This is a genomic window from Halobaculum limi, assembly GCF_029490015.1.
GTDB lineage: Archaea > Halobacteriota > Halobacteria > Halobacteriales > Haloferacaceae > Halobaculum > Halobaculum limi.
In genome coordinates this window covers 1,642,508-1,657,461 of the sequence record NZ_CP120468.1, presented here as the reverse complement: position 1 = coordinate 1,657,461, position 14,954 = coordinate 1,642,508, and the positions used below count along the sequence as shown (strand labels likewise).

At 52.4% G+C, this 14,954-nt stretch carries 11 protein-coding genes; 7 read left to right on the top strand and 4 right to left on the bottom strand.

What is annotated here, in order from left to right; translation table 11 throughout:
- Positions 1-200: 200 nt before the first annotated feature.
- From P0D77_RS08240 to P0D77_RS08225, 4 genes are all read left to right on the top strand, one after another.
- A complete protein-coding gene (locus P0D77_RS08240) occupies positions 201-845 on the top strand; it encodes a PIG-L deacetylase family protein (RefSeq protein ID WP_277552408.1) in 645 nt (214 codons plus the stop codon).
- Positions 846-1,118: 273 nt separating this feature from the next.
- Positions 1,119-2,897, top strand: a complete 1,779-nt coding sequence (locus P0D77_RS08235) for a hypothetical protein (protein WP_277552407.1) — start codon at positions 1,119-1,121, stop codon at positions 2,895-2,897.
- 82 nt (positions 2,898-2,979) lie between these two features.
- Positions 2,980-4,266, top strand: coding sequence for a hypothetical protein (locus P0D77_RS08230; protein WP_277552405.1), 1,287 nt, complete (start codon positions 2,980-2,982; stop codon positions 4,264-4,266).
- Between the two features lie 133 nt (positions 4,267-4,399).
- A complete protein-coding gene (locus tag P0D77_RS08225) occupies positions 4,400-5,869 on the top strand; it encodes an oligosaccharide flippase family protein (protein ID WP_277552402.1) in 1,470 nt (489 codons plus the stop codon).
- A 221-nt stretch (positions 5,870-6,090) separates the two neighbouring features.
- Here the strand turns inward: P0D77_RS08225 and P0D77_RS08220 are convergent, their stop codons facing one another.
- The 3 genes from P0D77_RS08220 to P0D77_RS08210 form a co-directional block, all read right to left on the bottom strand.
- Positions 6,091-7,260, bottom strand: coding sequence for a glycosyltransferase family 4 protein (locus tag P0D77_RS08220; protein ID WP_277552400.1), 1,170 nt, complete (start codon positions 7,258-7,260; stop codon positions 6,091-6,093).
- Between the two features lie 293 nt (positions 7,261-7,553).
- Positions 7,554-8,441, bottom strand: coding sequence for a glycosyltransferase family 2 protein (locus P0D77_RS08215; RefSeq protein WP_277552398.1), 888 nt, complete (start codon positions 8,439-8,441; stop codon positions 7,554-7,556).
- A 117-nt stretch (positions 8,442-8,558) separates the two neighbouring features.
- A complete protein-coding gene (locus P0D77_RS08210; RefSeq protein ID WP_277552395.1) occupies positions 8,559-9,569 on the bottom strand; it encodes a DUF1616 domain-containing protein in 1,011 nt (336 codons plus the stop codon).
- A 178-nt stretch (positions 9,570-9,747) separates the two neighbouring features.
- Here P0D77_RS08210 and P0D77_RS08205 point away from each other — a divergent pair, with 178 nt between their 5' ends.
- Positions 9,748-10,917, top strand: a complete 1,170-nt coding sequence (locus P0D77_RS08205) for a glycosyltransferase (protein WP_277552394.1) — start codon at positions 9,748-9,750, stop codon at positions 10,915-10,917.
- A gap of 120 nt (positions 10,918-11,037) precedes the next feature.
- Positions 11,038-11,868, top strand: a complete 831-nt coding sequence (locus P0D77_RS08200; RefSeq protein WP_277552391.1) for a hypothetical protein — start codon at positions 11,038-11,040, stop codon at positions 11,866-11,868.
- On the opposite strand, the gene P0D77_RS08195 is transcribed toward P0D77_RS08200, so the two are convergent.
- On the bottom strand, positions 11,865-13,571 hold the full coding sequence (locus P0D77_RS08195; protein WP_277552389.1) for a right-handed parallel beta-helix repeat-containing protein: 1,707 nt from the start codon (positions 13,569-13,571) through the stop codon (positions 11,865-11,867). The genes P0D77_RS08200 and P0D77_RS08195 overlap by 4 nt on opposite strands.
- Before the next feature lie 810 nt (positions 13,572-14,381).
- On the opposite strand from P0D77_RS08195, the gene P0D77_RS08190 reads away from it, so the two are divergent.
- The gene (locus tag P0D77_RS08190) at positions 14,382-14,909 is read left to right on the top strand and encodes a metal-dependent hydrolase (protein WP_277552388.1); all 528 of its coding nucleotides are present in this window, start codon (positions 14,382-14,384) and stop codon (positions 14,907-14,909) included.
- Positions 14,910-14,954 lie beyond the last annotated feature (45 nt).

Sequence of the window (14,954 nt, the reverse complement as noted above, 5' to 3'; positions counted from 1 at the left end):
CGGAGACTACCCTCAAGTACCGGGTTGAACGGGCTTTACCAACTTTCGGCCATTCGAATACATCTCTGTGTGAAAGCAACGCAGATCAGATCGACTAGCTCCCACCGATGCAGTGCGAACTATCCTGGAGTATGTTCTGAGAACGAGATAGTATCTGGTTTTTAACAATTGCAGAGTCCGTGGTATAGCTCGATAGACCAGTGAATACCGTAGCCATTGGGGCACATCCAGATGACATCGAAATTGGTGCGGGAGCGTCGCTTGCGCAGCATCAAGCACAGGGAGACAAAATTAGATTCCTCATCTTGACACGCGGGGGAAAACTCTCTCAGCCGTCAAAACGCGAGAAGGAGGCGCTGAGGGCAGGAGAAGTGCTCGGTGTGGATGACATTCGGTTCCTCGGGTACGAAGACACCAAAGTCCCCTACGATCACGATATTATCGAGGAACTCGAATCACAGCTCAACGACTTCGGTGCTGATCGGGTGTATATACACAGCGAAAATGACACACACCAAGATCATCGACACGCAGCATTGTCTTCAGTGGCGGCCACACGGAACATCGATGAAGTACTGGCGTTCGAGTCGCCTTCGACTCGGCCGTCGTTCACTCCTCAATATTATAATACCCTCTCTGAAGCTTCTTTAGCACAAAAAATTGAATCAATTAGGTCGCATAAGACCCAACAAGAGAAACTATACTTGGAAGCTGAGGCGATGAACGGCCTTGCTCGGTTCCGTGGGCAGCAAGCGAACGCACGCTATGCTGAGGCGTTTCAGGTAATTCGGATCAAACAGAGCCCGCACCGCACTCAAGCACTCACACCCGATTCCCCGGAGTGACACTATGACCTGTACTGTACCGACCGGCAGACTCTGCTCCTGTGACACCAAATCCGAATGTGGAATTCGATTGGTCTCAGAAGCTTGGCGCTCAACCCATCTCGTTCGAGATGACAATCAGCAACCGGCTCATACAAACCAATGCTAAAATCGAAATATCACCGAGCTCTGGATATCTTCGGTCGCGCCCTCTATCCAGTAGCAATTACTAGTACAGTAGCAGTCTTATTTGTTCTGTATACCTCGCTCCGTACAGAATTCGCTGTCTTCGGGATGTACGGACTACTCGGGCTACTTGGGGGTGCATTGGTATACTATGGAACGGATGACACCGAAGCGGTGCTGCGGCTTCCTGGCGATGAGCGCTTCTATCGGACTGGCGTCTATGTAGCCTGTGCTACTACTGTCGGCATCGTTGTACTGACTGGTGAACCGCTTTTTGTGGCATTTGGCCTTGTCTCTGGCTACGCGCTAGTCACCTGGCAATTATTTGCTGATCCACTCCCTGAACGGATACTCCCGCAACTCGCCGCGCTCTTTCTGTTATCTCCACTTTCGAAGTATCTTACTGCAGGCACGTACTTCGGAGATGGTGATATTCTTATTCATACTCGGTTTGTTGATGAGATTCTTGCGGCGGGCTCACTCAATGGGATCGCCGACACGAGTTACTATGACTACCCTGGCCTGCAGTTACTCGCCAGCACCGCTGGCGATCTGTCGGGCCTTGGTGGCTATGATGGAATTATGCTCACTGGACTCGCAGCGTACGCGATAGTACTCCCTGCAGTATATCTGGTGATTACAAGATTTACCGGCGATCCACTTCTTGGGATGTACACAGCGTTTGCTGTCGCCGTGTTAGATGACATCGTGTTTTATGTGTCATACCTGTTTCCACAGTCTCTCGCCAGCGTTTTGATCATCGCTCTCGCGGTACTCGCAACGCTGGTTACCCAAGATGAGCTCAAATGGAGAGTGGTCGGTCTGTTCGTGCTGGTTTCGGTTACGCTCGTGTTCACACACCATCTCACTCAGGTTCTGTTCGTTCCGCTTGTCGCCGTCATCATCGGAGTGTATGCGCTGCACGGCCGTGGGTATGCACGGACAGTTTTCTGGAGCCGGCCCTTCGGACTGTTCGTCCTCACTGCCAGTATGACTGCTCTTCAACTGTTTCGGACCAACTTCATCGATCGGCTCCTTGTTAGCGGCCGAGAAATTATTGAAGGTGGCGCTCAGGGTGGATACGATCGCGGGGTCGACCTGGTATTCGGATCACAAGCCGAGGGTTCGGCAGTCGCAATGGCAGTCGAGTGGCTCGTCAGCCCGTATGGACTGTACCTTATTCTACTGCTGGTTGTGTTCTCGATCGGAGTTACGGTATTTCTTCGCACTCGTGAAAACGCTGCGCCATACTCTGCGCTCTGTTATGCAGGCATCATTGGATCCTTGCTTATTTTTGAGACTCCGCTCTCCATAAAATCGCTCAACAGAATCCGTGCACCGTGGCTATTCGTGTTCGCAGTTATACTTGCGATCGGCTTTTTACAATTCCGAGACCGTATCGGGCCGTCTCGCCAAGGGAGACTCCTACTTGTGATCGTCGTCCTGGTAGCTGCAGCCGGTCCACTCGTTACTGCTGATAACTTCTACGGGCTTGACCCCCGTCCCACAACACAGTCAGCATTTTCAGATCAAGAGGTTGCCGAACTCGAAGCGGTTGCTGAATATACACGTGGGCAAGAAGAGACGACCACGACGTTCTGGACGACTCGATTAGCAATGAGACGATACGGAGTTGAGGGATTGCAACGAAGCCAACTTGACGGGGAGCGCTTGGTGCTTCCTGCTGGCAAGTTCATTTACCGAGCCGAGGAGACAAATCACGCAGTTCACTTCCTTGCTGGTGAAGAAGACCAGTTGTACTCTAATACTGTCGTGATGGACGACCCATGGCTTGACCAACGTATAGCGTCCAGTAACAAGGTCTACTCCGCTGGAGGGACTGGGGTTATCTGGGGCTCTAGTGAACGGTCGTTTGAGGGGGTGTAATGAGGGTCAAGTACCGGTTTTGGCGTGTTAAACGGCGGTACGCACCGACTTATTATGTTGCTAGCTACTGAGCACAATCAATGTGAATGATCCAACTCGAAGAAAATTATTGGCGAGCACGGCTCTATTGATGGGAGTGGGCGCGGGTTGTTCGTCAATATCCGACGCACCACAGGACAACTCTTCGGCAGATGGCTCCGGGAGCAACATAGCGGAGGGGACCGTTCAACCGGCTCCCGGAACAGAACTCTATGTCGACCAGAACGTAGCGAATTTCCCGCAGAGTCCGGATATTCCTTCTTTTGGCATAACTGCGGAAGGTATCTTTCAGCACAACGGCACGAGCGGCGGCTGGAGTCCTATTCAATATGGGTCTGATTCGAGTTCAATCCCAAAAATCGTCGCCCAGACGGCTACTGTCGGCAGCGATCCGTCCGGTCGACCACTCATCAGTAACGGACGGCAAGTTGTCTACGTCGACCCAGTCAACGGAGATGACTCGGCGGATGGGAGTGAGGATGCTCCCCTGAGAACAGTTCAGGAAGCAGTACAACGGGCGCCGATCTATCTTCGCCATCAGTACGTGATTGACCTCGCGACGGTACCGAACCTCCCCGTCACGTATGACGAAGATATCCTCGTCCCGGCGATTATTGGGACCGGTCAAGCGGGGAAAGAGAACGGAGCGCCCCAACGAGGGCCATATCTCAATCTGGACATCCGAGGCGATTCCGATGACGCAAGCGCAGTGAAAATTGGTAGTATTATGTTCGGGAACGTCATCGGGACTGCAGCCGGTAATGTATTTTCGATAACAATAACTCGAGATAGTCCGTACGATGACGAGCAACACGGTCTTTCTGCATACGGCAACAGTGAGGTGAGCCTGTATGACATCACGTTTGCCGGTGGATCGACGAACGGCATCCTCGCGTACGGTGCCCGGATAAAAGCGGAGGGAATCGACTTCGGTCAGAGAAACCTCGGGGTCGGGCTCAAAGCCAAGCGTCACGCGAGCATCATCATTGATGAGTCCGTTGGCGAGACTACCGGCGACGCCTTCCGTGCAACGGAGAACTCGAAAATCACCATCAGAGATGAGACTTCTGTGACCGGCAATCCCCAGTACAATACGCTTCGTGGCGGGCTACTTTTCGACGAGGAATCGGATACGTGGTATGGGATTTCAGGTACTAGTACGACCGATTCTCCCGGGCCAGCGGGTGACTCAGCTGAGAGCCGTCTTCGCTTGCGGTCCGACCATCCGGAATCCACTTCACCAGGAGAAATGTGGTACGTTGATGGCTCTGGGGAGGTAGCAGAAGGGTTCTACGGCCGACTGGAATCAGGCATTGAAAAAATCAAATGATGACTGGAGTCCAACAACAGCCGACTCAGCAGGCGCTCGAGACGGGCAGGCAGATATCAGCTTGCTCCGCCAGACTGGATGGGAATCTCGAATAATCATCGAACAGAAAGTGGCAATAACCTAGTCGAGATCAATGAGTAAGCCGATTGTTGAACGGTTTCTCGCAATCTTTAGCTCGAATGTCCTCGGAATCGCAATCACATTTCTAGCGACCCCGATAATTGTGCGTGTCTTAGGAACTACGCGATATGGTGATTATGCTGTCCTACTCTCTGTGTTGAGTATTCTATTGCTCTTCGCCAATGCTGGGATATACGATGGGATCAGAAAACACCTGAAAGAATCGGGTCGCTCACAGGCGTGGCGGGAACACGTGTTCGCGTTCTACAGTCAGGTAAGCGTCATTCTGTGTCTTGTTTTTGGCGCAGCAATCCTCATTTCCATTCAGATCGGTATCGTAGAGCGGTTTCTCGGTCCACGATTCGAGGTGTACTTTGTACTGATTGTTCTCACGATGTTTGCTAACCAGGCTTTTGTTATCGCGAGAAGCACACTGATGGGGTTTGATCGAGAGGATATCTCGGAGAAACTGCGAGTCGCGGACAAGCTGATATTCGTTGCTGTCGGGCTCTCCTTGCTGGCCGCAGGATTCGGAGTTGAAGGCCTTATTCTCGGAATGTTCATCGCAAATACAATCACTGCTACAGTCGGGCTCGCAATCACAGCCCGATTCGTCGATTTCTCTCGACTATTCATTTGGAATCCCGGGGAGTTCGCTCGCCGCCGACTTCTGACGTTCAATGTGATGAGCATCGTGCTATTCGCACTCTACGTCTCCATCCAACACATCGACGTGTTACTGATACAGTTCTTCTACGGAAGTACACTGACAGGATACTACAAAGCAGCACTGACGCTGGCCGAATTCGTCTGGTTCGTTCCGCGGATCGTGCAGATCGCACTGTTGCACTCAACCTCTGAACTGTGGTCTCAAGGAAAGCAAGAGGAGATTACGAACATCTCATCGAAAGTGACTCGGTACTCATTATTATTCACCATTCTCCTTGTCATCGGACTCAGCGCACTCGCTGAGCCCACCGTAACACTATATTACGGGGTTGAATTCAGACCCGCGGTTCTCCCGCTGATTATCCTCCTGCCAGGAGCCGTGGGGTTCGCTGTCGCACGTCCGATTTTGGCGATTGGGCAGGGAAAGGGCTCGTTTCGATACCTGATTTATGCGACTGGGATTGCGTCTCTTCTGAATCTCGTGTTGAACCTGTTGCTGATCCCCCGGTTCGGGCTCACGGGTGCTGCTGTCGCGACGAGTATTGGGTACTTCTCAATGCTCGTTTTCCACGTCGCCAGCGCCCGGGCGATCGGATTCGACCCGATTTCTGATCTCAGATTACCAAAGATCGCAATCACGATCGGAGTCGCTTCCGTCGCGATCTTCCTGTCCGCATCCATCATCGAGTCCGCTCTCCTATCATTGGTGATTATTCCGCCAGCCGGATTTGTGGTGTATTCGGCTGTCGCAATCGCTACTGGTGCGATCTCAATTGATGAACTCAAAGAATTCCGGAAACAGATCCCGACGTGACTGCACACCACTGTGTAGCTGATCCTAGCGAAAGTTTCTATGAATGGTCGAGGCACGTGGCTATGGGCTTGTCTCCGAGGTACTTCACAAAGAGCGAGGTCCGCACGTTGATGTTCTGTCTGACTGCAGAGCCCTCTGTCTGATAGACGCTATTTGTCACAGTCGTCATCCAATCATTTTCCTCAGCAATATCGAAGCTCGAAGGACGATTTTAGAGAAACTCAATTGGACGGAGTCAACTGCCGCCCAACTCGTCCTTGTGTTTCGAGAGCACGATCGTATACCGATTCGATCTCCTCCGCTACGTCAGCCCAATCGAATGACCCACGAACGTATGCACGATTTCTCCGTCCAATTTCACGCCGCTCTTCTGGCCGGTCAAGGTAATACTGGATCGCCGCTGCAAGTGACTCAGGACGCGGCGGGCGCTCTAGTATGTGGCCGTGTTCTCTATGTGTGATCACATCTCCGATAGCACCGGCAGCGGTTGTGATAACAGGTGTCCGAGCGTTCATAGCTTCGAGGAGGACAGTCGGTAAGCCCTCCATATGAGACGGTAGAACGAACAACGATGCAGCGTGATAGAGCGACTTTATGTCGTCAAATGGAAGGTTCGAGTGAAACACAAAGCGGTCATCAGCTCGGCGCTGGAGCTCTGCCACGTAGTCGTCGTCCCCATTGCCGATCATCAGCACGTCGAGCTCTTGTTCGGGCAAGTGTTTTGCCACCGCATCAACCAGCACATCCGGGTTCTTCAGCGGAACGAGACGACTGAGAAACAGCACCGTCGGTGTCGTCGGATCGATCCCGTATTTTGCCTGAACCTGCTTGATATCCGATCGGGACGTCTCGAATGACTCGGGGTGGATCCCGTTGGGAATCACCGAGACGTCTCTGGGATTAACATCGTACTCTTTGAGCAAGCGATCCCGCTCAGACCGACCAAGAACGATTGTGTGGTCAACACGATCGAAAATATACTGCGCGAACGGTTTGTACGCAGTAGAGAGGAGTTTTGCGGTCATACTCTTCAGCGGCTGGAACCCGTGTATCGTTAGTACCACCGCAGCATCGTCTGGAATTGCGAGAATAGCCTCAAGCGATGAGAGATACCACGGACTGTGTAGGTGGTACAATGACGCAGAACTCGCCCTGACGCGACGAAACAATTCGATCGATAGCGGATTGCGAAACAACGTCGCTGTCGTAGAGCAATAGCTCACTTGCGTCTCCATACTCAACGGAGTTTGGTCGTTCGTTAGGCTCGAGTCAGTCGTGATAACAGACGCTGTGTGTCCAGATTCCCTGAGCGAGTTCACGAGCCTGTGGCTGTAGTTTTCGATCCCACCGATCGATGGTCGATACAGGTGTGAGACTTGAATTACGTTCATTCGTTTCAATCCCCCCTGTACCAGTGTTCAAACGCGGCCACTCGGCAGTGTGAACTCACAGCTCGGTCCACCTCACTTCGAGAAATTCCAAAGTGATGCCAACTAGATCGCAGAACTACCTCACTGCCATCCCAGATCGTGGCGGACGTGTGTGTTGACGGGTACTGAGTCATCACATTTCCCCGAAATACCCGTGTTCGTCGAGTTGAGCGTTGGGTGCCGCCGTCAATTCACATTTCGAGTTTGCGGCTTTCTCGGTATGGTCCCAACTATCCTCTCCAGAATGGAGAGATTCACTCATATGAACCACCGCCTAGAAGACGGCGAGCTGGACGAGTTGGGTAATCATACGCCATCTTCAGCAACGTTAATCCGGTCGCGCCGATGGCCTGAATATTCACTCCGTATTTCATTGACTCAGCGTACGCCCGGATCGCAGCCCGATATTCCCGCTTCCGGTGACGTAATATGCCGAGATAGACGAATGCGTCTTGGTAATATGGTTGTTTCAACGCTTTCGCCTCCGGGACTCGATCGGTCAGCGACTCGTAGAATCGGTGGATCTCTTCTGGAGAGGAATCCACTTGTTTGGTCATTCCACTCTCGAGCAGGCGCTCAGTGTACGTGTCCCCAGAGAAACACACGCCCGCCGTTGTCGCAGCCTCGATCATAAAGAGGTGATCCTCGCGCCGTTCGAGCGTCTCGTCAAATCGGATGTCAACCTGCTCAGTATCAATGACTATTGTTGACGTGAGCGCGAACGTCTCGCCAGTCAGGAGCGCCCGTGCAAACTCAAGCGGAGAATACTCTTTTTGACCGTCAACGCAGAGGCCCGCTCCGGTCGCTTTCATCTCGTGTAATTGCTCGGCCAATTTCGTTTCGTGCCAGAGATCATCAGCATCGAGGAACGCGATGTACCGTGTTTCCGCCTGATCCAACCCAACGTTTCGGGCCCAGGCTGGTCCCCGTTGGTCTTCATCTTCGACGACCAGTATTTCGGTCTCAACTCCCACCTGTGATCTTGCTGAGTCAACCGCTTCTTCAAGCATCTCTGGCGGAGTATGTGTCTTAGAATACGGAAGGATGACCGACACTGTCACGTCCTCAACCGGAACGTCCTGTGAAATTTCACTCATAATCAGTTTTGAACGCGCCCACGCGAGTATCGTGTGCTGCGTCATACGGACCGTTGATATCGGGTATAAAAGTTATTTAGCTGATATGTAGTGAATGGTATCTATACACCTCTCAAGGTGCCGATAATCCACGTCTTGGTCAGAACTTCCGCATTATCTGGTTCAGGAAGCTGTCGTATTCGATGGTTCGGATACATTTATCCAGAGATGTATCTCTCGATATGCCGAGTCGATTCGAGGCTCTGCCGGGGCATCTTCCACAAAGAGAAGGAATACCAGTCGGTACTCCCCAGCTGTCTCGGGCATAAACGAGATAGGCCTATTTTCTGTTTCCCCGCTGGGAACATTTACTGTTCCAGTATAGATTCTCTCACGCCCTTGCACAATGAGTCCATCATCACCGTTTCGTACTTCCTGAAGTTGCCCGATCACGGTATATTGCATACGCTCTCCCTCTCGGTTGCCAATACTGACATCGAATTGCGTTTCCTGTCCGACGGTCATATTCGTCGGGTCGATCGCTTCTGAGCTTTCGCCGTCAACCGTGGGAAACTCAAAATAGAACTCAGTGACACCAGCGTTCTCTTCAAATTGGGCTGAATAGGCGATAGAACCACCAGCGAACACAATGCTCACGATGAGAATAGCCGTGAAGAGGTCGAATTGTATGAGTTGTGAACTTCGGTCTCTGTTTTCACGGTCAGTTGAATACCACGGAATGTATCGGTCTGGCTTCGGAGTGCGTCGGCGGCGATAGATTGCAAACGGAAGCATCACACCAGTCACCGCTGCAAGCATTCCGAGGAATGGCTCAGTCGTTAATGGAACGTTCAACGTGTTCAACACCAACCCACCACAAACGACGAGGCTGAAACTTGCTACGACAGAAAGGACGGCTCGGTCAAAGCCCGTGATACCACCATCGAGCGTTGAGTCTGCCTGATCTGTGTTACTCAGCGTCTTCGCACGGGGAAACACTGCGAGTACAAGAAGGTATCCGGGAGCGACGAAGGTCACCACGAATGCCAGTGGAACGCGAATCAACGGAGAGGAGTCCATATAAATGGCGAATCCAAGAGCCACGACAACTGCTACTACTGCGGCAACGTCGACCCAGATTCGGCTTAGGAGCACTAGGTGTCGTATAGGCTGAGACCGGATTCCGTCACGCATTGCTGGAACTGACAAAATCTGCTCGTATTAGTATGAACATTCTACCACTACAGCGGGGTATCCTAAGCTACCCTTAGAAGCATCCGCGTTGTGACCCTGTAGAAATAATGGAGGATAACAATGTCCTCTGTCAGTGGGCGTTCAATCGAGCCTTATGACGGTACAACAGGAGCGGAGGATGGACTCCAGCGAATCCAGCGAACGTCCCACGATATGGATTCTTATCTTAGCACTCTCAGTCGGTGGAGCTGAACGGACCGTTATCGAACTCGTGAATGGGATTGATCGAGATCGATATGATGTCGTACTGTGGACTGTGTTCAACACCAATCCACTCGCCGAAGAACTTGCAGATGATATTACACATCGGACACTTGGAGTCACCCCAACGTATGGGGATAGCACCTACCAAATAACCGGTGCAGCGAATCCGTTGATGTATTTCATCGCACCGCTCACATTCGTTTTCGAAGTGTATCGGAATCGGCCCGATATCCTGCACTCGTTTTTATTCCGAGACAATATTTTGTGCCGGATTGCAGGCTTAGTATCTCCACCGACCGCGGTCATCAGCGGTGAACGCGGGGATCACAACTCAATGCCAAGACTGTATGAACTCCTCGACCGCCTGACTGTGAAGTTCACTGATCGAATTATCTCGAATTCGCGTGCCGGTGCCCAATACTATGCTGACTGGGGTCTCAATCCAGAAATTATCAGAAGGATACCTAACGGACGAGACTTGGAAGAGTATCACACCGTTGATGGAGTTGGTGACGAGATTCGAGATGAACTTTCGATTCCACCGGACGTGCCGGTCGTAGGCACCGTTGGTCGGTTAGTTGAACGAAAAGGCCATAGTGATCTGCTCCACGCTTGGTCAAACGTCTCCCAATCTCATCCAGAAGCCCAACTTCTGATTGTCGGATATGGACCACAGCGTGAGTCACTGGAGGCGACTGCACGGGAACTTGGCGTCGACCAGCAGGTCTGTTTCACAGGCTCACGTGATGACATCCCAGCCATCCTCGACATGCTCGATATCTTCGTGTTTCCGTCGCATTGGGAAGGGCTTCCCGGAGCAGTACAAGAAGCAATGGCAGCAGGCCTCCCTATCGTCGCTACAGACGTCAACGGAACGAATGAGCTCATCTCAGACGGAGAAACCGGGCTCCTTGTTTCATCGAAGACACCGACGGCGCTCGCGGGCGCGATCGATCAGCTACTCAGTGATCGGCAACAGGCGGCAGCCTTGGGTGAGCACGCACAGGCAGTAGCATTCGACCAGTACACTCGTGAGGCGATGGTAGATAGGTTCGAAGCAGTGTACGAAGAGCTTCAGAGGTAACCCGCGGTCATAGCTGTGTTGCGTTTGAAAGCCAGGCGTTCCGCTCCAATGTCTCGGAATTCATGTACGTCCCTACTAACAAGGCTATCTCAACACGATGCAGGGCAGTACTGTACAAATATGTCTCTGGAACTCGCTTCTGTGCGCAGCGTTCTCAGCAACGTACCGAGCAAAAATAGGATTCGAGAATTGTTGGTCTTCGATCCCCGTTTCCAGTATGGCCACAGGAGGGGTTTCGAGGCTTGGCTCCGAATCCGGACGCTCCTCGTGAATAGAAAATATCACGCGCCGATTCGTCCGTTGGCGACCTACTGGATATCGCCAGACGACATCACTCTCAAGATGGTTGGAGGGACAGAGTTCGGGAAAAGCTCAGCGGGGAGAGTTGTTGGAGGAGACTGGAATCACAACGTCGAGCGCCTCCGAGAGTACGATCTGTACCAGATGATGAAACGACACTTCGTCGACGGCGTTCCCTGGGAAGAGACCGAACGCTATCAGGACCTTGTAGCGCAAGTCCAGTCTGGGGAGTCTGTCTGGCACTACTGCACAACGGAGACAGATATCAAAGAGCGGTGTCGGGGGTTAGATGAGCTGTATCGGCAGATCGACGAAGAGGGATTTCTCCACCCCAGTGATCTTGAATCAGATACGTACGACGACCCGCTTTTCGATCACTCCGCGAATCGATTTCCCGTACCGCTCCAAGCGATTTCGGTGAATATTGGCCCTGATGGCGAGGCGATACTTGATGATGGAAGACATCGGGTAATCGTAGCGAGCTTATGCGGAGTATCCGAAATCCCCATTACGGTTCTCGTCCGTCACGCTCGCTGGCAAGCGAAACGGGATAAATCAGCAAATGGGGAAATCGAACTTGATCACTTCGATAGCCCTGATCGAAGGTACTACTCAAGTACACCGTCAAAAAACCCAGTCGAGAAACGCTAGTTCAGGCTACCGAGCTGGTTCCACTGTGAACCATCGCCCACATAGATTACTCCGGTATCCAGTGCGATATACAGAGACCGCTCAGTAGGGGTATACTCTGTTTTGGCACCATCCACGTCCACAACAGGAGCAACCCTGTCGATGGCCTCAAAGTTCTCATTGAGGGGGATATGCCAGTCGGCTTGCCCCGGCTCGGGAGTAGCGAAGCCGTGGTTGGTAGTGTCACCAGTGGTCGGTTCACTAGGCTCAGTCTCCTGGATTGGCCAGATTGTGACCATATCAACGTTACCAGCATCCTGCCCCGTCGTCTCAATTGTGAGTTCAACCGAGCCACTCGGCAACTCGACTGATTCCGTCATCGTTGCCCAGTCCGTCCATCCGCCCGTCTGCGGGAACGTGATCTGCTGTTGTGTGCCGGCGTACGTGAGGTTCGCAGTCCGGTCACCGGACCCCCCGTTCGCGAACCGGATCTCAAGTTGGTACTGGTCAGCGGTTTCAACATCGAGCTGCCAACGGGCAAATGCCCCGCTGTCTTGATCGAAATTGATGTATCCTTCGTTGGTGAATCCAGCGTGCTCAGTCTGGAACAGGCTGTTCGTCTCGGCATCCACCGCATACAATGGGGTTTCTCCGTCACCAAGCGTTGTGCTGTCAGTTGGCTCTTCTTCTCCGCCACCAGTACCAATCTGACCTTCCGACTCGAATGCGCCGAGATCGGGAGCCGAGCCCGCGAATGGCAGCCCTACGTCTTCTCCAGCATCGATGCAAGGGCTGTCGCTTTGGAGTTGCATAAACTCTGCATCGGTCGGATCAGTCGAGACAATCATCGGGTCCGAGATGTCGAGATTCCACGTGTTATTGGTATCGTCGACTTCATCAGCGAGATACACACTCCCACCGACTGAAATGTTGTTTCGGAGTGTGTACGGTCCATTCTCGTTGAACCGGTAATTGACCGGGTTGTCGACTGCGGTGCAATTGTAAATCTCGAGTGCCTGATCGGTCGTGTTCCAATCGAAGCCGCGATAGCTGTTGTCGTACGCTACACAGTTGTGGACGAGGTGGCCCCCACCGTCGTCTGGCCCGCCGCCAAGTTTGAACCCGTTTCCGTCGCCGCCGTCGTGACCGTTGTCCCACGCCCAGCAGTTTCGGATCGTGTGATTCCGAGAGACCCACGTGTCGTATCCATCGTCACCATTCCCCCACGAACGGCAGCCTTCAATTAGCCCATTTTCCGCGGAGCCGGTCATATTGAACCCGTCAGCATTGCCCGGATTACCCCTATTGTGATGTGAATCACAGTTGCGGAAGGTGACGTTGTCACAGTCGTTGTTCATTATCCCCCAGACATAGCAGTCGTGGACGTCAAGATCCTCGAAAACTACGTCGTCGGCGTCTCCATCGGTGTTGACGCCTTTCCATCCAGATCCAGAAACTTCGAACCCGACGAAATGTACGTGAGGACTTCGGAATTGAATACCGTTGTCATCTTTCTCCGAACGACCGCCAGAATCGAATCGAATGTGTGGTGTCTCACCATCGGCAGCGCGAATAACAAGCGGATTATTCCGTGCACCACCAGCGGTGACTACCCACCGTGAGGACAGATCGTATGTCCCCCCGCGCGCGATAATCTCCGAACCAGGACCGGCATTCTCGACTGCACTCTGCAGTTCGTCGATAGTAGAAACAGTTGTTGGCATTAATACACCACCTCAGATTCTTCCGTTAGTTTGGATGATAGTTCGGCCGCATCAGTCTTCACTTCGGTGTTGCGGACAGTCAACTGTCTGCTTCCGTTCGAAGCGGTATTTTCTTCGCGATACTGTCGAACCGCACCGATCCCCAGGTCTACTTGTATTTGTTTCATAGGTGCCGTTGTGATCTGATTAGCTATTTATTGACTCAATACTGCCATACCCCAGTTCTCCGTACCCGTTCGCTCCATACCCTGTTTCGGGTGTGGTAGCTTGAGTCGCGGATACCGTACTAGAGTAATAAATGGCAGAAGCAGCGGCCGCTCCAGCCATTGTTAGAAAACTGCGCCGACCAACGTCAGGGTTATCCCGAGTTTGCCGATTATCTGCAGTTTGATCTTCCTTACTTCGACTGTGAGATGCCACGCTCGGGTAATATGAGTTTTATAATTTAACCCTTTTCGCAGGTCGATTACATTATTAAAACATTTTGCTGATAGTATCTGGACTTAAACATCTTGTAGCAATTAGTTGTATTCATTATTTTGGCTGGAGGCACGTAGCGGTGTAGGGCGGATTATACACTGGATACCAGCAGTAAGGTGAACTTGCTACCCGAATATCGTGTTCTTCTCGACGAGCCAACAACCGAGTGTACACCGCAAGAAAGTCAAACTGATGAGCTCGCAGTCCAGGCCCTACATCGGCATTTTGACGTAGGCTCTCCGTTGGAATACCACCTACCTCCATTCCAAGCGATTTCGTTCAGATGGAGTAGGCGATACCGCTATCCGCCTCTACGCCCAGCAATCAGTTATGTGGCCGTGGGGACATGCCGCAGTTGGATATGTTGTGATAACGGTACTGTGGATCGGATGGCGACGGCGACCCCTTTTCGGCCGAGAAGTTCTGGCAGTCATCGTTGGAACGCAGGTTCCAGACTTAGTTGATAAACCGCTGACTTGGATCGTCCCACTGCTTCCAAGCGGTCGATCGCTTGGTCACTCCGCTGTCATCTGGGCGATTGTTGCTGTAGTGGTTGTTCTGTCGGTCCGTAATACAGAATATGATGACCTCGCCTTGCTGGTGCTTTTAGGGTACTTCTTGGGACTTCTCAGTGACCTTCCAACAGCAGTCATCCGCGGCGACATCTCTGAAGTATCCTATCTTCTGTGGCCACTGCTCCCAGCGCCAACGTTCGAAATTGAACCCGACCTCCTCATTCACCTCGCAGAGATCGAGCTCAGTGACCTTGTTCGATTGGCAGTCGTTTGTTCCGGTCTCCTCCTTGGACAGCAGCTACTCTGGTTTCTCTGGTCCAAAGCTCCAAGAACAGACCCCTGAGTACGTACTCGCCGTCGCTAGTGGCCGTAGGCTCAGGAAGTGCTT

Excerpts from the sequence above, each read along its gene's own strand:
- P0D77_RS08235 (WP_277552407.1), top strand. The coding sequence starts at position 1,119 with ATGTACGGACTACTCGGGCTACTTGGGGGTGCATTGGTATACTATGGA.
- P0D77_RS08225 (WP_277552402.1), top strand. The coding sequence starts at position 4,400 with ATGAGTAAGCCGATTGTTGAACGGTTTCTCGCAATCTTTAGCTCGAAT.
- P0D77_RS08220 (WP_277552400.1), bottom strand. The coding sequence starts at position 7,260 with ATGAACGTAATTCAAGTCTCACACCTGTATCGACCATCGATCGGTGGG.
- P0D77_RS08215 (WP_277552398.1), bottom strand. The coding sequence starts at position 8,441 with ATGACGCAGCACACGATACTCGCGTGGGCGCGTTCAAAACTGATTATG.
- P0D77_RS08210 (WP_277552395.1), bottom strand. The coding sequence starts at position 9,569 with ATGCGTGACGGAATCCGGTCTCAGCCTATACGACACCTAGTGCTCCTA.
- P0D77_RS08205 (WP_277552394.1), top strand. The coding sequence starts at position 9,748 with ATGGACTCCAGCGAATCCAGCGAACGTCCCACGATATGGATTCTTATC.
- P0D77_RS08200 (WP_277552391.1), top strand. The coding sequence starts at position 11,038 with ATGTCTCTGGAACTCGCTTCTGTGCGCAGCGTTCTCAGCAACGTACCG.
- P0D77_RS08195 (WP_277552389.1), bottom strand. The coding sequence starts at position 13,571 with ATGCCAACAACTGTTTCTACTATCGACGAACTGCAGAGTGCAGTCGAG.
- P0D77_RS08190 (WP_277552388.1), top strand. The coding sequence starts at position 14,382 with ATGTGGCCGTGGGGACATGCCGCAGTTGGATATGTTGTGATAACGGTA.